Annotated in this window: 16 protein-coding genes; 4 read left to right on the top strand and 12 right to left on the bottom strand. The window is 64.8% G+C overall.

The window, feature by feature from the left end; genetic code table 11:
* Positions 1–5: 5 nt before the first annotated feature.
* From VMJ11_RS16160 to VMJ11_RS16145, 4 genes are all read right to left on the bottom strand, one after another.
* Positions 6–1,172 carry an MFS transporter gene (locus VMJ11_RS16160; RefSeq protein WP_325620394.1) on the bottom strand — a complete coding sequence of 389 codons (1,167 nt, stop codon included), beginning with the start codon at positions 1,170–1,172 and terminating at the stop codon, positions 6–8.
* Positions 1,173–1,181: 9 nt separating this feature from the next.
* The gene (locus VMJ11_RS16155) at positions 1,182–2,006 is read right to left on the bottom strand and encodes a betaine/proline/choline family ABC transporter ATP-binding protein (RefSeq protein WP_325620393.1); all 825 of its coding nucleotides are present in this window, start codon (positions 2,004–2,006) and stop codon (positions 1,182–1,184) included.
* A gap of 118 nt (positions 2,007–2,124) precedes the next feature.
* On the bottom strand, positions 2,125–3,069 hold the full coding sequence (locus tag VMJ11_RS16150) for a proline/glycine betaine ABC transporter permease (RefSeq protein ID WP_325620392.1): 945 nt from the start codon (positions 3,067–3,069) through the stop codon (positions 2,125–2,127).
* Between the two features lie 63 nt (positions 3,070–3,132).
* Complete coding sequence (locus VMJ11_RS16145; protein WP_325620391.1) at positions 3,133–4,170, bottom strand: ABC transporter substrate-binding protein; 1,038 nt, start codon at positions 4,168–4,170, stop codon at positions 3,133–3,135.
* A 360-nt stretch (positions 4,171–4,530) separates the two neighbouring features.
* Between VMJ11_RS16145 and fae the strand changes: the two genes are divergently transcribed.
* Genes fae through VMJ11_RS16130 form a run of 3 tightly spaced genes read left to right on the top strand, consistent with a single transcriptional unit; the run spans position 4,531 to position 7,555 of the window.
* Entirely contained in the window at positions 4,531–5,052 is a 522-nt protein-coding gene (gene fae / locus VMJ11_RS16140; RefSeq protein ID WP_325620390.1) for a formaldehyde-activating enzyme, read from the top strand.
* A 32-nt stretch (positions 5,053–5,084) separates the two neighbouring features.
* A complete protein-coding gene (locus VMJ11_RS16135; RefSeq protein WP_325620389.1) occupies positions 5,085–6,104 on the top strand; it encodes an aldo/keto reductase in 1,020 nt (339 codons plus the stop codon).
* Positions 6,101–7,555, top strand: coding sequence for an NAD-dependent succinate-semialdehyde dehydrogenase (locus tag VMJ11_RS16130; RefSeq protein WP_325620388.1), 1,455 nt, complete (start codon positions 6,101–6,103; stop codon positions 7,553–7,555). Before VMJ11_RS16135 ends, VMJ11_RS16130 begins: the two co-directional genes overlap by 4 nt.
* A gap of 195 nt (positions 7,556–7,750) precedes the next feature.
* Here the strand turns inward: VMJ11_RS16130 and VMJ11_RS16125 are convergent, their stop codons facing one another.
* The 6 genes from VMJ11_RS16125 to VMJ11_RS16100 form a co-directional block, all read right to left on the bottom strand.
* Positions 7,751–7,888, bottom strand: coding sequence for a hypothetical protein (locus VMJ11_RS16125; RefSeq protein ID WP_325620387.1), 138 nt, complete (start codon positions 7,886–7,888; stop codon positions 7,751–7,753).
* Positions 7,889–8,118: 230 nt separating this feature from the next.
* Entirely contained in the window at positions 8,119–8,430 is a 312-nt protein-coding gene (locus VMJ11_RS16120) for a DUF4148 domain-containing protein (RefSeq protein WP_325620386.1), read from the bottom strand.
* A gap of 243 nt (positions 8,431–8,673) precedes the next feature.
* Positions 8,674–9,588 carry a LysR substrate-binding domain-containing protein gene (locus VMJ11_RS16115; protein ID WP_325620385.1) on the bottom strand — a complete coding sequence of 305 codons (915 nt, stop codon included), beginning with the start codon at positions 9,586–9,588 and terminating at the stop codon, positions 8,674–8,676.
* A gap of 61 nt (positions 9,589–9,649) precedes the next feature.
* Positions 9,650–10,789 carry a porin gene (locus tag VMJ11_RS16110; RefSeq protein ID WP_325620384.1) on the bottom strand — a complete coding sequence of 380 codons (1,140 nt, stop codon included), beginning with the start codon at positions 10,787–10,789 and terminating at the stop codon, positions 9,650–9,652.
* 85 nt (positions 10,790–10,874) lie between these two features.
* A complete protein-coding gene (locus VMJ11_RS16105; protein WP_325620383.1) occupies positions 10,875–11,912 on the bottom strand; it encodes an ABC transporter substrate-binding protein in 1,038 nt (345 codons plus the stop codon).
* Between the two features lie 109 nt (positions 11,913–12,021).
* Entirely contained in the window at positions 12,022–13,152 is a 1,131-nt protein-coding gene (locus VMJ11_RS16100; protein WP_325620382.1) for a mandelate racemase/muconate lactonizing enzyme family protein, read from the bottom strand.
* Positions 13,153–13,364: 212 nt separating this feature from the next.
* Between VMJ11_RS16100 and VMJ11_RS16095 the strand changes: the two genes are divergently transcribed.
* Positions 13,365–14,816, top strand: coding sequence for a PLP-dependent aminotransferase family protein (locus VMJ11_RS16095; protein ID WP_325620381.1), 1,452 nt, complete (start codon positions 13,365–13,367; stop codon positions 14,814–14,816).
* A 504-nt stretch (positions 14,817–15,320) separates the two neighbouring features.
* On the opposite strand, the gene VMJ11_RS16090 is transcribed toward VMJ11_RS16095, so the two are convergent.
* Both VMJ11_RS16090 and VMJ11_RS16085 read right to left on the bottom strand, forming a co-directional pair.
* A complete protein-coding gene (locus VMJ11_RS16090; protein ID WP_325620380.1) occupies positions 15,321–15,629 on the bottom strand; it encodes a hypothetical protein in 309 nt (102 codons plus the stop codon).
* A 182-nt stretch (positions 15,630–15,811) separates the two neighbouring features.
* Positions 15,812–16,225, bottom strand: coding sequence for a cupin domain-containing protein (locus VMJ11_RS16085; RefSeq protein ID WP_325620477.1), 414 nt, complete (start codon positions 16,223–16,225; stop codon positions 15,812–15,814).
* Positions 16,226–16,246: the final 21 nt, after the last annotated feature.

Raw genomic sequence — 16,246 nt, 5'->3', positions numbered from 1 at the left:
CCATTTCAGCTGACTTTTGCGCGCGAGAGCGCGGCGAGCGCGAGCGTGATCGTCAGTGCGAAGACGTAGAGGCCGCCAGCGCCGAGGAGGCGCATGAAGAGGGAGCCGAGCGTCGGTCCGGCCGCGCCGCCGAGCGAGAAAACGAGCAGCAGCGTCGCGCTCGTTTGTACGCGACGTGATTGATCGACGCGGTCGTTCACGTCGGAGACGATCACGCCGTAGAGCGTGAACGTGAGCGCGACATAGAGGAACAGCACGGTGTCGACCGCGCCCGGCGCGCGCGCGACGGTGAGCACCGCGGCGGCGAGTGCCGCGACGAGCGACACGGCGCCCATCGTGTTGCGCCGGCCGATGCGGTCGGAAAGCCGCCCGACGGGCCATTGCGAGAGCAGCGCGCCGATCAGCACGATCCCCATCGCATGCGAGATTTCGCTCGCCGGATAGCCGATGCCCGCGAGATACACCGGCGTGAGCGCGTAGAACGTGCTCGAAAGCAGCCCCGCGCCGACGCACGCCGGCACGCTGCGAGGCGCGACGCGGGTGAGCTCGCGCAGACCGTCGAGCAACAGCGCGGCGCGTTTGGGTGTGGCTAGCGCGGAAGGCGGCGCGCTTGCCGAGGCGGCCGGTGCGCTGGCTTGCTGCCAGTCGCCGATCAGCGCGACGGGAACCAGCGCCACGATGAACAGGGCGTTCACGAGCGTGGGCTCGAAAGGACTGCCGGGCGCGCTCACGCCCAGCAGGAACTGCCCGGCGCTCACGCCGAGGTAGGTGAGCACGAGATAGAGCGCGAACGCGCGCCCGCGCCGCTCGTTCGCGACGGCCGCGTTCACGCCGCTCTCGATCGACGTGAACACCCCGACCATGCTAAAGCCGGTGATGAGCCGCAGCGCGGCCCAGCTATGCGGCGAATCGAACGAGAGATAGCCGAGCGCCGCCAGCGCTGTGAGCGCGCCAAAGCCGATGAACGCCCGCTGCGGTCCGATGCGCCGCACGAGCGGGCCGAGGCCGAACGCGCCGCCGATGAAGCCGACGTAATAGCACGACTGCACGAGGCCAACAGCGAGCGTGGTGCGCTCCGCGTGCAGCATGCGCAGCGAAAGCAGCGTGGTGAGCAGGCTGTTGCCGCAGACGAGAATCGTGTAACTGCTCAGGAGTCCTGCCAGTGACCGCATAGGTGGCGCTTAGTGCGTCGCGCCCGTGCGGCGCTCGACGAAGCGCCGGATGTAGTCGTCGGCGGGGCGGTGCAGGATGTCGTCGGGTGTGCCGCACTGAATGAGGCGGCCGTCGCGCAGAATTGCGATCTGGTTGCCGATGCGCAGCGCCTCGTCGAGATCGTGCGTGATGAAGACGATGGTCTTCTTCAGCGTCTTCTGCAGCTCGAGCAGTTGGTCCTGCATTTCCGTGCGGATCAGCGGGTCGAGCGCCGAGAACGCTTCGTCCATCAGCACGACTTCGGTGTTCGCGGCGAGCGCGCGCGCAAGCCCCACGCGCTGGCGCATGCCGCCCGAAAGCTCGTCGGGATAGTGGTCCGCATAACCGGCGAGGCCCACCTTGCCGAGCCATTCGCGCGCGCTTGCGTGCGCCGCGGCTTTCTTCTCGCCGCGCGTGATGAGCGCATACGCGGCGTTGTTGAGCACCGTCTGGTGAGGCAACAGCCCGAAGCTCTGGAACACCATGCTCACGCCGTAACGTCGCAATTCGCGCAGGCCGCTGTCATTGAGCTTGAGCACGTCCTTGCCGTCGATGAGAATCTCGCCGACCGTGGGCTCGATCAGCCGGTTGAAGTGGCGCACGAGCGTGGACTTGCCCGAGCCCGAGAGCCCCATGATCACGAAGATCTCACCCGAGCCGATCGAGAGGCTCACGTCGTTCAGCCCCACGTTGCAGCGCGTTTTCTCCAGCACTTCGGCCTTGCCCGCGCCGCCGCGCAGCAGTTCGAGCGCGCGCTGGCTCGCGTCGTGCGTGCCGAAAATCTTGTAGACGTTTTTGACTTCGATGCCGCTCATGTTCGTTACCTCACCGCATGTTCAGTTTGCGTTCGCGCTTGCGTGAACGCTCGCTTGATCAATCGCTTTGCCGCTCGCTGTATGGCTCGCGTGTTCATTCGCTGGTTCGCTTGCTCGTTCACTTCGCAGGCTGGCTGCTCAGGTCGCTGCCCTTGGCTGCGTCGGCGCTCTGTTCGCGCGAGCGGCGAAACGGCAGGCGCGAAGGCTGCATCGACTTGCGCGTGCGGCGGCCTTGTCCGTAGCCCTGGCTGATACGGTCGATCACGATCGCGAGAATCACGATGGCGAGGCCCGCCTGCATGCCCTTGCCGACGTCGAGCGTCTGGATACCCGCGAGCACGTCCTCGCCGAGGCCGCGTGAGCCGATCATCGAGGCGATCACGACCATCGAGAGCGCCATCATCGTCGTCTGGTTGATACCGGCCATGATGCTCGCACGCGCGAGCGGCAGCTGCACGCCGAACAGCAGCTGCATGCGCGTGGTGCCGAACGCGCGCGCCGCCTCGACGATTTCGGTGTCGACCTGGCGAATGCCGAGATCGGTCAGCCGAATGAGCGGCGGCAGCGCGTACACGACCGTCGCGAGAATCGCGGGCACCTTGCCGAGACCGAACAGCATCAGCACCGGGATCAGGTAGACGAAGCTCGGCAAGGTCTGCATCACGTCGAGCACGGGCAGCAGCAGGCGGCGCAGCGTGGCGCTGCCCGCCGCGAGAATGCCGAGCGGCACGCCGAGCGCGACGGAGATGACCGTCGCGACGACCATCAGCGCGAAGGTTTGCATGAGCTTGTCCCAGAGCCCGAAGCAGCCGATCAGCCAGAGCAGGACGACGAACAGGAGCGCCGGGCCCACGCGCCGCGACGCGTGCCAGGCGAGCAGGCCAACGAAGGCCAGCATCACCAGCGGCGGCGTGGCGCGCAGCAGGCCTTCGAGCGGCACGAGAATGTGGCGCAGCATCAGCACGCTGAAGTTGTGGAACGTGTCGCCGTAGCGCTGCACGAACGCGTTGACTTGATCGTTGACCCAGTCGGCAATCGACAGGTGAAGGAAGGGAGATCCCATGGTGAGCCTCATTCTGCGTGTGTCATGTGAAGCGTGTTGCCGCGCGGCCAGGCCGCGCACGAATTAGGTATGCAGACTGGCCTGCACACGCGCCGCGACGTCCGGCGCGAGCCATTGCTTCCAGATTTCGGGGTGCTGCACGAAGAAGTCGTGCGCGACCGTCGACGCGTCGAGCTTCTTGTCGTGCATCTGCTGGACGAGCTGCTCGTCGAGCGCAAGCGGCACGCTCATTTTCTCAAAGAACGCGACGGCGTCGGGCTGTGCCTCGAAGAAAGGCGTCGAGAGCGCGACCTTCAGATGCGAAACCTTGAATGCCGACGCGCACGGCGTGCCCTTGGGATCGGCGATGGTGTTCCAGCATGCGTCCGAGTACGGCGCGCCTTCGAGCTGCACGAAATGGTACTTCGCCATCAGGCCGGCTGGCTGCCAGTAATAGAAGAGAATCGGCTTGCCTCGCTCGTAGGCCGAGGCGATCGCCGCGTCGAGCGCGCCGCCGGTGCCAGGACGGAAGTTGATGTAATCGTCGCCGAGCTGGTATGCGGCGAGCAGCCTGTTATTGAAGCGCTCGCAATCCCAGCCGGCGGGGCAGTTGTAGAAGCGGCCCTTGCCGGGCTCTTCGTCGTCGGCGAACAGCGACTTGTATTGCGCCAGTTGCGCGATGGAGTGCAGTTGGGGCGCGATGGGCTTGATACCGCGCTTCGCGTCGCCGTTGATCACGTAATCGGGTACGTACCAGCCTTCCTTGTCGCCGCCCGGCACGAGCTCGCCGACTAGCTTGACGTTACCGTCCTTCAGGCCGCGCGCGATGATGGGGCTGCGGCCGGTCCAGTGCTCGGCCCACACTTGCAGGTCGTTGTTCGTGAGCGCGGTTTCGGTGGCGGCGGTGGCGCCCGGCACGACTTCCGTTTTGCAGCCGTAGCCCTTTTCGAGCACGGTGCGGACCATTTCGGTCATCAGCGAGCCGCTTTCCCATGTGATTTGCGCGAGTTTCACGGTCTTGCCGGCCTGACACCAGGTGGGGGTGGCGAAACTGCTCGTGGCGGCGCACGCAAGCGCAAGTGCAGCTGCCATGCGCACGCCTGCCAGCGTGATACGTCTCATGTGTTGTCTCCTCACATGCAAAGCGGTTCGGGTTCGGTTTGTGTGGCCTTGGCGGTTTGTCCCGCACTGGCCGTGCTTTTTGAATCGACGCGAACAGAGTCTAGCGGCAGCGTTTTGGCTTGCGAAGCAACGATTAGTCATCGAGGCATTACCTGATCTCATGCCACGACGACGCGCGAAATGGCGATGATTCCGCGTCATGGCCCCATGAGATTTCATAGCTTTTACAGGCGGGTTGCGTGTGCTGGAATTCGTTCCGTCGCGAGAGCCGCCTGTACGACATGGACATGCCGCGCCTCGCTGCCCAACGTAATCACGCGCAACCAGGCGCAACCACGCAACATCGGAGACGGAGTCATCATGAAAGCCTTGGAAGTCTATATCGGCGAGGGTTTTGCAGGGCCGGGCGTCAACGCCGCCCACATCAACATCATGATCGGGCCGCGTAGCGGTCCGGTCGGCCAGGCGTTCACGAACAGCCTGTCGTCGCCCTCGCAGGGCCACGTGCCGTTCATGGTCGTGGCGCAGCCCAACGTGCCGGTCAAGCCCGCCACGCTCTACGTGAACAAGGCCGACATTCGCGGCGACCTGCACGGCAACGCCACGTGGGGCGCCTCGCAGGCGGCCATCGCCAGGGCGGTGACCGAAGCGATGCTCGACGGCACGCTGCCGCCCGAAGCGGAAAACGAGTGGTGCATCGTCACGGCGAACTGGGTCAACTGGTCGTGCGACGATCTCGACGCCGTGTACGAGAACAACTACGTCGCGTGCAAGACCGCGATCCACGCCGCGATGAACGGCCTGCCGAAACTCGACGACGTGGCGAAGATCAAGGATCAGATCAGCAATCCGTTCTATACGCCGAAGGCCAAGGCGGCCTGATCCACGACGACCGAATCAGACAGGTGACTACGATGCAATATGTGCAACTCGGCCGCTCGGGCCTCAAGGTGTCGCGTCTGTGCCTCGGCACGATGAACATGGGCACGCCCGACTGGAAGCCGTGGATCTACAACGAAGAGCAAAGCGAGCCGATCGTGCGCCGCGCGCTCGAAGCCGGCGTGAACTTCATCGACCTCGCCGACTTCTATTCGACCGGCGTGGGTGAAGAGGTGGTGGGCCGCATCGTCAAACGCCTCGCGAAGCGCGACGAGATCGTGCTGACGACGAAGGTCGGCTATCCGATCGGCGGCGGCGTGAACAACCAGGGTCATTCGCGCAAGCACATCATGGACGGTATCGACGGGTCGCTGCGCCGCCTGCAGACCGATTACGTCGACATCTACATGCTGCATTACTTCGACGTGAACACGCCTGTAGAAGAGACGATGGACGCGCTCAACGATATCGTGCGCTCCGGCAAGGCGCGTTATATCGGTGTCTCGACCATGTTCACGTGGCAGTTCGCGAAGATCCTGCAAGCGTGTGAGCGCTACAACTTCGCCCGGCCCATCAACATGCAGTTGCAGTTGAACTGCGCGTACCGCGAAGAAGAACGCGAAATGATTCCGTTCTGCCAGGATCAGGGCGTGGGCGTTTCGGTGTTCAGCCCGCTCGCGCGCGGCCTGCTTTCGGGTGACGCCAAGTCGGTGCGTAACCAGACCGACTTCTTCACAGTGCAAATGTACGACGACGAGGCGTCGCGCGACATCGCGCGCTCGGTTGCCGAAGTCGCGCATGCGCGTGGCGTGTCGAGCGCGCAGATCGCGCAGGCATGGGTGCTCAATCGCCCAGGTGTGTCGTCGATGCTGGTGGGCGCCGATACGGTCGCGCAGTTCGAAGGCGCGCTCGCCGCACTCGAAACGCAGCTCGACGCCGATGAGCTCTATGAACTCGAACGCAACTACACGCCGTGCGACGTCATCAACGACTACGTCACGGCTCGCATTCCGCGCGTGGCGCGTGCGTCGCGCCGTCTGGAGATCGCAGCATGATCAGCACACTTTCCGAACCGCGCCTGTGGCGCACGTCGAGCTTCATCGACGGTGAATGGGTCGCCGGCGACAGCACCTATACGGTGTTCGATCCTTCGAGCGGCGCGCCGCTCGCGGAAGTCGCCCGGGCAGGCGCGCGCGAAGCGCTGCAGGCCGTCGCGGCCGCCTCGCATGCGTTCCCCGCATGGCGCGACGCCACGGCTGGCGAGCGCAGCGCGAAGGTGCGTCGATGGGGTGAACTGATGCACGTGCATCGCGAAGATCTCGCGCGCATCATGACCGCCGAACAGGGCAAGCCGTACGCGGAAGCGCTCGGCGAAGTCGCTTACGCCGCGAGCTTTCTCACGTGGTTCGCCGAGGAAGCGCGGCGTGCCTATGGCGACCTGATTCCTGCGCCGAAGAAGGGCCAGCGCATCGCCGTCACGAAGGAAGCCGTTGGCGTGGTCGGTGCGATCACGCCGTGGAATTTCCCGCTCGCCATGGTCACGCGCAAGGCCGGCCCGGCGCTCGCGGCCGGCTGCACGATGGTGCTCAAGCCTTCGGAAGAGACGCCGCTTTCGGCTTTCGCGCTCGCTGAGCTTGCTGTCGAAGCCGGCATTCCGCGCGGCGTGTTCAACGTCGTGTCGGGCGATGCGCCCGCCATCGGCGACACGATGATGGCCTCGAAGGCCGTGCGCAAGATCTCGTTCACGGGTTCGACGCGCGTGGGCAAGCTGCTCATGCGCGCCGCCGCCGACAGCGTGAAGAAGCTCTCGCTCGAACTGGGCGGCAACGCGCCGTTCATCGTGTTCGACGACGCCGATCTCGACGCCGCGGTGGAAGGGGCGATTGCGTCGAAGTTCCGCAACACGGGGCAGACGTGCGTGTGCGTGAACCGCTTCTACGTGCAGTCGAGCGTGCACGACGCCTTCGTCGAGAAGCTCGTTGCGGCCGTGAAGGCGCTGAAGGTGGCGAACGGCATGGAGCAGGGCGCGACGCAAGGCCCGCTCATCAACGAGGCGGCGCTGCGCAAGGTCGAGGCGCACGTGAGCGATGCGTGCGAGAAGGGCGGCACGGTCATGTGCGGCGGCAAGACTCACGCGCTCGGCGGCACGTTCTATGAGCCCACGGTCATCACCGGCGCGCACGGCGGCATGATGCTCGCGCACGAAGAAACCTTCGGGCCTGTCGCGGCGGTGTTCCGCTTCGACAGCGAGGACGAGGCCATTCAGGCGGCGAACGATACCGAGTTCGGTCTCTCGGCGTACTTCTATGCGCGCGACATCGGCCGCGTGTGGCGAGTCGCGGGCGCGCTGGAAAGCGGCATTATCGGCATCAACGAAGGGATCATCTCGACCGAAGTCGCGCCGTTTGGCGGCATGAAAGAGTCGGGCCTGGGTCGTGAGGGTTCGAAATACGGGCTCGACGAATATCTTGAGACGAAGTACCTGATGATGGGTGGTCTTGGTTGACTGGAGTGTGCTTCTCCTTTGTTTGCCGCTAGTTCTGGGCGAAGCCGCCGCACTGCCGTTGAAAAACGGCGCGGCGGTTTTTTTTCGCGCTAAAGGATGCGCCACCCGGGCGTCAGGCCCGCATGCGCGGCCCCTGTAATTAATCGAGCCAAAGACTCGGCCTCCCGGGCGGCTACCTCGTCTGCCGATACACCGTCACTCATCCATAGCTGGACGGTATCTGCGAACGCCCTTTTTTGCCACGCCGCACAACTGGGCTATGCGAATGCGATATACGCCGTCGACGCTAAACACGTCCAGCCGCCCCTCGTACTCACGCGCATAGAATTTCATCGTTCGCTCCTCGCGCCGCCGCCCTGCGTGTCTTCGCTTCTCCGGATATCGCAGCCGGGCCTGGGCGTACTGCCGATGTTTGGTATCGTGCGCTCAATTGGCCAGCGGGCAAGCTTCTTTTGATCCGTTGCGTCGAGCCCATGACCGCCGCAACGAACACGGTCAGCACGCAGGATGTTTTGCCTGAGGGTTCAACGGTATTCCAACGCGTAGTGGTTCCCGCGGGCTTCTCACCCGGGTTGAATCTGCTGGCAATCCGTTTCGAACCATTGGGCCACGAGGCGTTGTGCCGCGTGTAGATCGTCTGGGTAGTTCGGGTCGTCGTTCCATGGCGACGGGTCGTAGCCCGCTTTCCGCAGTGCTGAAAGCTCGCTTTGGCGTAGCTCCTTCGTCGGAGGCGCGTTGTTTCTAAGCGCGGCCAGATCCCGGCACTCCGTTTGGCTCAGATGTGGACCGCTTTGTGGCGCGCCGCCGGCCACACATCCAGTCACAAGGAGCACCAGCACAGCGAGCGTCGAGCGGATTCTCGGGAGGTCTTCCATGGCGCATCTCCACGCGTGTGATTGGCGCGACGCAAGCGGAGCGATGCCGCAGGTCGCGCATGACTTCCGCGTTTATTTTGCCTGAGTCCAGTCGCCAGAATCGATGCGCTGTACAAAGAGAAGAAAGCGAAGAACTCGGAAAAGGGAAATACGTCCACCCGTTATCGAGCGGCTGGGAAGGTTCCGAAACATGTCATTAGCGCGACGCGGGCTGGGGCTGCGTTGCCCCAGCGTTTGTCGTTTTCAGCGCGCGAGCGTTTGCGCATGATGCTCGATCAACCACGCGCTGAAATTGCGCACGCGTAGCGTTTCCTGCACTTCGGGCCGCACGTCGAGCCAATAGCCTGACGGGCCATTCACTTCAATGTCGCTCAACTGCACGAGCGTGCCGTTCGCAAGCTCCTGCTCGATCATGTGCCGGTCCGCAACGGCGATGCCGAGCCCCGCCACAGTCGCGTGAATCACCTGGTCGAGCGTGCTGAACTCGAGCTCGCCGCGCGGCGCGATCTGCACGTCGAGGGCGGCGGCTTCGAGCCACGCTTCCCACACGAGCAGGCGCCGGTCGATGTCGAGGATATAAAGCCACGGATGCGCGGCGAGAGTCGCGCGTAGCGCGGCTTCGTCGGCGGGCGGTCCGTCGAACTCGCGCGCCGAGCCGACCAGCACGTGACGCTCGCGCATGAGCAGCGTGCTCTGGCCGCCCGGCAGCGGCTGTGCGCCGAAGCGGATCTGGCAATCCTCGTTGCGCTCGGTGCCGTGCAGCGGGCCGTATTCGTTCGTGATGGAAATGCGCAGGTCGGGATGACGCATCTGGAAGTCGCGCAGGCGCGGCGTGAGCCAGCGCGTTGCGAGCGTAGGCGCAGCGTTCAGGCTCAAGAGGCTGTTGGAGGGATCGGCGCGAATGGTGTCGAGCGTGTGCGCGATGCTGTCGAATGCGGCTTGCAGCGTCGGCAAGAGCCGCTTGCCCGCCGCCGTGATTTCGAGCCGATGATGATGGCGCATGAAGAGCGGCGTGCCGAGGTAGTCTTCGAGCAGCCGTATCTGCCGGCTAATGGCGCCTTGCGTGACGTGCAGATTCTGCGCTGCCTTCGTGAAGCTCAGCGTACGGCTGGCTTCCTCGAATGAACGCAGGGCCGAGAGAGAGGGAAGGCGGCGCATGCTGCGACCTCCTGAAACGTAACAGGCGCCGGCTCGCGCCGGCGCCGACAACGCAAAGACTTTAGAACGAGTGCGTGATGCCTAGACGCGCGACCACCTGATTGCCGGTGTTCGACGGGTTGAAGCCCGTGATCTGCGCGTTTTGCGCCGCGCCGTTCGCGTGCTGGTACGAGCCCATCGCGTAGACTGCCGTGCGCTTGGACAGCGAGTACTGCGCGATCAGGTTGGCCTGTTGATACTTCGGCTCGGAATCGGTTGCGTGATTGAGACCCATCGTGAGCGTGTAGCCCGCGCCCACGGTGAACGACGGCGTGACCGCATAGGTGCCGGAAAACTCGTAGTTCTGGAAGTGCAGGTCGTGGCTGCCGTCACCCGAGGAGAAGTCCACGTTCGAGTAGTTCGCCATCATCTTGAGACTGCCGATCGTATACGACGCGCCCGCCGAGAAAATGCCCTGATAGCGCGCATTGGCGAGTGCCTCGCCGAACACGGCGTTCACGTAGCCGCCGCCGCTGCCGTAGCCGTCCACGGCCGTGATCGGGTTGTTCACGCGCAGGTAGCCCACGCCGGCGCTGAATGAGCCCTGCGTGTAAGCCGCTGCCGCGCTATACGACGAGTTGTTCGAGAACTGACCCGCCTGGCCGCCGAACGAGTAGTGGCCTTCGAACTGCAGACCGGCAATCACCGGGCTCACGTATTTGACCGCGTTGTTGACCGGGAACCCGTTGTCGAGGTTGTCCATGTCGTTGGGGTGCGCGAAGTACCAGCCGCCGTAGCTGCCGTTCAGCGAGTACGGCTCGATCAGGTCGACGGTCGCGTCCCACTGCTTGCCCAACGTGATCTGGCCATACTGGGCGCTCTTGATGCCGACATAGGCATTGCGCGAGAACGCAAGGCCGCTGCCGAGACCGCCCGTCGATGCGTTGAAGCCGCTTTCGAGGCGGAAGATCGCGGAGTAACCGCCGCCCAGGTCTTCGGTGCCGCGCAGGCCCCAACGGCTGCCCGCCGGCACGCCGCTTTGCATCTGCACGAGTTTGCCGCCGCTGTCGGGCACGAGCTTGCCGTCCGAGCCGGCCGCCACGTTGTTGGCGTAGTCCACGCCGAGATCGATGAGGCCGTAAAGCGTCACGCTGCTTTGCGCGTGTGCGCCCGCTGCCGCAAGTGCGAGCGGCACTGCGGCCGCGAGGATCTTCTTCTTCACTGCTGTGTCTCCTGGTAAAAGGCCGCGTCGCGCGGCCCCACGTGTGCTCGCTGGCTGTCAATTGCCGCGAGATCGAATCGTTGATTTATGCGCCGAGCGACTTCTGGACCTTCGTCGCGACATCGGCGGGTACCCATTGCTTCCACATTTCCGGATGCTGCTTGAGGAACTTCAGCGCTTCCGTCTGGGCGTCGACTTTATGCTCGGTCATGTCGAGAATCGTCGTGTTCAGGAAGTCGATCGGAAAGCTCACCTTCGAGAAGAACGCCATGACGTCCGGCTCGGCCTGATAGAAAGGCGTCGAAACGCCGATCTTCAGATGCGAAACCAGATACGCCGACGCGCATTGCTGCGAGCTGTTTTCTTCGCGCAGCGTCTTCCAGCACGATTCGTTGAACGGCGGCATCTTCAGTTGTACGAATTTGTACTTGGACATCAGCGCAGCCGGTTCCCAGTAGTAGGTGAGGATCGGCTTGCCGCGCTCGTAGGCCGACGAAATCGCCGCGTCGAGCGCCGCGCCCGTGCCGGGGCGGAAGTTCGTGTAGCTGTCGTCGAGCTTGAGCAGTTTGAGCAGGCGCGTGTTCACGCGCTCACAGTCCCAGCCCGAGGGGCAGTTCAGAAAGCGGCCGCGGTCCGGTTCCTCGTCGTCGGTAAAGAGCGCCTTGTACTTGGGCAGGTCGGCCACCGACTGCAGGTCCGGCGCGCTCGCCTTGATGCCGCGCTTGGGGTCGCCGTGGATCACGTAGTCGGGCACGTACCAGCCTTCCTTGGTGCCGCCCGGCAGCGTGTCGCCAACCAGCTTCACCGTGCCTGCCTTTACGGCGTTGGCGATGATCTCCGAGCGGCCCGTCCACTGCTCGGCCCACACCTGCAGGTCGTTGTGCGAGAGCGCCGTTTCCGTGGCCGCGGTGCTGCCGGGCACCGAGTCGGTCTGGCAGCCATAGCCGTTCTTGAGGACGTAGCTCAGCACTTCGCTCGTGAAGCTGCCGCTTTCCCAGGTGACGCCCGCCATATGCACGGGCTTGCCCTGGGCGCACCAGTTACTCGCCGCGTGCGCGGGCACCGCGGCGAGGAGCGGCGCGGCGAGGCAGGCCGCGCGAAGAAGGGAGGTGAGGAGTTTCATGGCTAGTCTCCAGGTTTTGGAATGATTTGGAATGCCAGGGAGTTTCGGGCGTTGCCGCGCACTCCTGGCGCTTGCGGTTTGTTCAGACTATTCAGACTGATCGGGTTGTTCAGACATAACGACTGCCAGTTGAGCTCGTGGAAACGAGCACGGTTTCGTCGAGCTCGATGCCAAGGCCCGGCGCGTTGCCGAGTTCGACGAAGCCTTGTGCATCGATGTCGATGGGCTGCGTGAGCGGGAAATCGCGTCGCGCGGGCGTCCACTCGGGCGGGTCGTACGGGAACTCGACGAAGGGCGCGTTGCCCGCGCCGGCCACGACGTGCAGATTCGCCGCGAGGCCGATGCCGTTGCCCCATGTGTGCGGCGTGAACACCCTGCCGTGCGACTCGACCTGCGCCGCGAGCCGGCGCGCGCCTTCCATGCCGAGCGTGCAGACGACATCGGGCTGATAGACGTCGAGGCAGTCGTGCGCGAGCAGCGCGGCGAACTCATGGGCGTCGCGCGTCATCTCGCCGCCGGCAATGCGCACGCCGGCGTGCTTGCGCAACTGTGCGTGGCCCGCATAGTCGCCACGATGCAGCGGTTCTTCGACCCAGTACACGCGGTAGGGCTCGAGCTGGCGGATCACGGCGAGCGCCTCGTCGGCGTTCCATGGCGCCTGCGTGTCCCACGGCATGCGCCAGCCCTGATTGCAGTCGACCATCAGTTCGATGTCCTCACCTGCCGCTTCGCGCACGGCGGCGAGCGCCGCGAGGTCGTCGGCGAGGCTCGTGCGGCCGAAGCGCACCTTGAGCGCCGGAAAGCCGCGCGCCACCGCGTGCTCGGCCCAGCGCGCCATGCCTTCGAGCGAGCGATGCACGCCCGACGACGCATAGGCGCGCACGCGGCTCGAACGGCCGCCGGCCATCTGCCAGCACGGTTTGCCGAGAATCTTGCCGGCCAGGTCCCAGAGCGCGACGTCGAGCGGCCACGGACGGCCCGCGTGGAAGTTCAGGTTTTCGAGAACTGCGCTATGGCGGGCCAGATCGAGCGGATCGGCGCCGAGAAAGAGGTCGCGATAGTCGTCGAAGCCGTACATGGCGTCGCCGGAGCCAATGCCGACGCGGCCTTCGCTGTCTTCCACGCGCACGATCGTGGCGGGAAAGGCGCGGCGCGGACGGCTGTCCCAGGAAGCGGGAAACGGCGGGTCGAGCGGGAGCCGGTGCTGGCTGAGCGTGATGCGAGTGATACGGCTTGTCATGGCGTTTGTGCCGCCGCGAGCCGCACGAAACGCGCGGGCGCAGCGATTGTCTCCTTCGCCCGTTCAGGCGCTACGGCATGCTAGACGGTCGATTGGTCGCATTCAATGAAGTCAATTCAAGTAAATGACAGCCTGCAATTCCGCGAATTGGGCGGGATAATGACCTTGCGCCCGGGACCGCCCGCGAGGCGCTCCGACTACGGGAAAACACCATGAACGGCTGGTTACCCACGCTTTCACGCACTAGCGATCCGAAATACCGCGCCATCGCGGACGCCTACGCGCAGGCCATCAATGGTGGGCAGATGCTACCTGGCGAGAAGCTGCCCGCGCATCGCCTGCTTGCGAAAAAGCTAAATGTCACCACTGGAACAATCAGCCGTGCTTACGCTGAACTCGAACGCTGCGGCATGGTCGTGGCGCGCGTGGGCGACGGCACCTACGTGGCGGAACCCGATGCCGACGGCACGCGCCAGCCGCGCCGCGCGCGGCCCGCGCTGGAACGAGCGGGCGGCGCGGAAGGCGTGCTCGCGGCGACGGCGCCCGCCGCGCCGCCCCCAGCGCGCCTCATCGACCTCGGCCAGAACGTGCCGATGCCGACCGACGAGGCTGCGCTGCTCACGCAAACGCTGCGCGAGCTTGCCGCGGACGAACGCCTGTGCGGCGAGCTGCTGCTCTATCAACCCGAAGGCGGGCGCCGCCTGCACCGCGAGGCGGGCGCGCGCTGGCTCGCGCGCATGGGCTGCGCCGTGCCGGCCGAGCGCGTGCTCGTCACGCAGGGCGCGCAGCACGGGCTCGCCTGCGTGCTGCGCGCGGTGCTGCGTCCCGGTGACACGATCTTCGCGGAGGCGCTCAGCTATCCGGGCATCGTCGCGCTCGCGCGCCAGTTGCGGCTCAATCTCGTCGGCATCGAGATCGACGACGAAGGCATCGTGCCCGCCGCGCTCGAACGCGCTTGCGGTCTGCTCGCGCCGCGCGCGCTCTTTTGTGTGCCGACGCTGCATAACCCCACCACGGCGACGCTTTCCGAGGCTCGCCGCGCCGCGATCGCGGAAATCGCCGTGCGCCACAACCTCGTGGTGATCGAAGACCTCGTGCCGGCCGCACTGCTCGACGCGCCGCCCGTGCCGCTGACCGCGCGCCTGCCGGAGCACGGCATCGTCATCAGCAGTCTTTCGAAGGCGGTGGCGCCGGGGTTGCGCATCGGCTATGTGCAGGCGCCGCAGGATTGGGTGGGCAAGATCCTTGCGGTGATCCGCAGCGATTGCTGGATGACCGCGCCGCTTTCCGCGGAGATCGCGGCGCGCTGGATCGTCGGCGGGGAGATCGAGCGGCTCATCGCGCAGCAGCGCGTGCAGGTGGCGCAGCGTCAGGCAATCGCGGCCGAGGTGCTCGCGGACTGGAGCTGGCGCACCGATCCGGCGAGCCCGCATCTATGGCTGCCGCTCGCTGAGCCGTGGCGTGCAGCGGAGTTTTCGTCGGCGCTGCGCCAGGCGGGCGTGCTCGCGAAGACGGCGGACAGCTTCGTGATTGGGCGCGGATCGGCGCCGCATGCGGTGCGCCTGAGCCTCGGTGGGGCGCGCAGCGACGAAGCGCTGCGCGAGGGGCTGGAACTGCTCGCCCGCACGCTGCGCACCGGGCCGGAAGGGCTTTACTCGGCCTGAATCTCGCGGGGAAGGGGTGCGTCTCGCCGCACGACTTCGCGCGACAGGGAGCCTTCATTTGCGAGGCTCAGTGTGTTAATAAGGATGGCGAATCAAAGAATAGTGATACTGCTGGTGACGGACCTTGCCCTATCGTTTGCGCCTTCCTCGCGCAGAAACAGGATCCGTCCATGTCCGGCCCATTTTCGCTCGCCGTTGCTACCCGGTCGCACAGCATGGCCACAATGCGATGGGAAAACATTCCTGGTCTGCTCGCCGTCGCCTTGTTGACGTTCGGCATCAGGGAGATAGCGCCGGAGCCAGGCGCCAGGCGAGTCAATCCTGCTCGCTGGGAGAGTCTCAGGCCGGGGGGCGTGAGTCGGCTCCGCATTGGGACATGGCCGCCGCCTTTTTGCCTGCAATCACTCCCGCGTTCTGGCACCTCGTGACACTTCGAGGCGCCAGGTCCCGGATTGCCATAGTTCTGTCGTGAGCTTCCCATCCATGACAGCGCCGGGCGCCAGCTCAATGGCGGTCCCAATGGTCGTCGTCATGCCACCCATGTTCGCGCCACTGGTGTTCTCGCCATTCATGGCGTCGCCATTCGTGTTCCCGCCACTCCCGCGCACGCCAATCGTCGTCGCTGCCATATCCGACTTCGACAGGCGCAGGTGCATACACAACCTGGGGAGGTGCGACGTACACCGGTTCCGTCGGCGCATAGACGACCCCGGGCACTCCAATGCCAATGCCTACGTCAACATGGGCCGATGCCGCTGTCGATGCTGCAAGAATGGCGCTCCCGAGTACCGCACCAAGAAGCTTCTTGTTCATTCTGCTACTCCTCGCACGTTGAGTGCGTTCATGGTGAAAACACGGCTCGGAGTCTAGGTGGCCAATCTGGACGCAGGTGAAACGGCTATGCGAGAGTGGTAACGGGTTGTTACCGCTACTCGTGTAAAGCGCGTGAGTCCGCGATAGATGTACGGTAATCCCTGAACGTAGCCAGGCTTGTGCTATTGGCTTGCAGACGAACCTCTTTGCGGATAAGGGCGAAGTTCGCGACTTCCTGCTTGGAAGCCGAGGCGACCCGCGACGTCGCCCGTGTGCTTGGTCTGCACGTGCTCGATCAGTGCGCCCCAGCATTCGTTGTCGGCTACTAAGTTGTACAGCGTGCCGCGGGGCACCACGTGCATCGAACCTGCGGGCAAATCGACAACGTGGCCGCCTTCGTATTCGATCTTCAGATGTCCGCGCACGACGAAGAAGAGTTCATCTTCCTGCGCATGGCCGTCCCACCCGAATTGGCCGCGTACTTTCGCGATCTTTACGTATTGATCGTTGACATGCGCGACAACTTTCGGCGACCAATATTCGAACACGTCGCCGAACGCAGCTTCGAGGTCAAACGATTCGGCAAACGGACTCATAGCTCCAGACCACCTCTCTAG

The sequence above is a fragment of the Paraburkholderia sp. genome, assembly GCF_035501035.1.
Taxonomy (GTDB): domain Bacteria; phylum Pseudomonadota; class Gammaproteobacteria; order Burkholderiales; family Burkholderiaceae; genus Paraburkholderia.
The sequence above is the reverse complement of the archived record's forward strand: the minus strand, read 5'-3'. Positions and strand labels throughout refer to the sequence as shown.

Excerpts from the sequence above, each read along its gene's own strand:
- VMJ11_RS16145 (WP_325620391.1), bottom strand. The coding sequence starts at position 4,170 with ATGAGACGTATCACGCTGGCAGGCGTGCGCATGGCAGCTGCACTTGCG.
- VMJ11_RS16125 (WP_325620387.1), bottom strand. The coding sequence starts at position 7,888 with ATGAAATTCTATGCGCGTGAGTACGAGGGGCGGCTGGACGTGTTTAGC.
- VMJ11_RS16105 (WP_325620383.1), bottom strand. The coding sequence starts at position 11,912 with ATGAAACTCCTCACCTCCCTTCTTCGCGCGGCCTGCCTCGCCGCGCCG.
- VMJ11_RS16150 (WP_325620392.1), bottom strand. The coding sequence starts at position 3,069 with ATGGGATCTCCCTTCCTTCACCTGTCGATTGCCGACTGGGTCAACGAT.
- VMJ11_RS16135 (WP_325620389.1), top strand. The coding sequence starts at position 5,085 with ATGCAATATGTGCAACTCGGCCGCTCGGGCCTCAAGGTGTCGCGTCTG.
- fae (WP_325620390.1), top strand. The coding sequence starts at position 4,531 with ATGAAAGCCTTGGAAGTCTATATCGGCGAGGGTTTTGCAGGGCCGGGC.
- VMJ11_RS16115 (WP_325620385.1), bottom strand. The coding sequence starts at position 9,588 with ATGCGCCGCCTTCCCTCTCTCTCGGCCCTGCGTTCATTCGAGGAAGCC.
- VMJ11_RS16085 (WP_325620477.1), bottom strand. The coding sequence starts at position 16,225 with ATGAGTCCGTTTGCCGAATCGTTTGACCTCGAAGCTGCGTTCGGCGAC.
- VMJ11_RS16090 (WP_325620380.1), bottom strand. The coding sequence starts at position 15,629 with ATGAACAAGAAGCTTCTTGGTGCGGTACTCGGGAGCGCCATTCTTGCA.
- VMJ11_RS16160 (WP_325620394.1), bottom strand. The coding sequence starts at position 1,172 with ATGCGGTCACTGGCAGGACTCCTGAGCAGTTACACGATTCTCGTCTGC.
- VMJ11_RS16130 (WP_325620388.1), top strand. The coding sequence starts at position 6,101 with ATGATCAGCACACTTTCCGAACCGCGCCTGTGGCGCACGTCGAGCTTC.
- VMJ11_RS16095 (WP_325620381.1), top strand. The coding sequence starts at position 13,365 with ATGAACGGCTGGTTACCCACGCTTTCACGCACTAGCGATCCGAAATAC.
- VMJ11_RS16155 (WP_325620393.1), bottom strand. The coding sequence starts at position 2,006 with ATGAGCGGCATCGAAGTCAAAAACGTCTACAAGATTTTCGGCACGCAC.
- VMJ11_RS16120 (WP_325620386.1), bottom strand. The coding sequence starts at position 8,430 with ATGGAAGACCTCCCGAGAATCCGCTCGACGCTCGCTGTGCTGGTGCTC.
- VMJ11_RS16100 (WP_325620382.1), bottom strand. The coding sequence starts at position 13,152 with ATGACAAGCCGTATCACTCGCATCACGCTCAGCCAGCACCGGCTCCCG.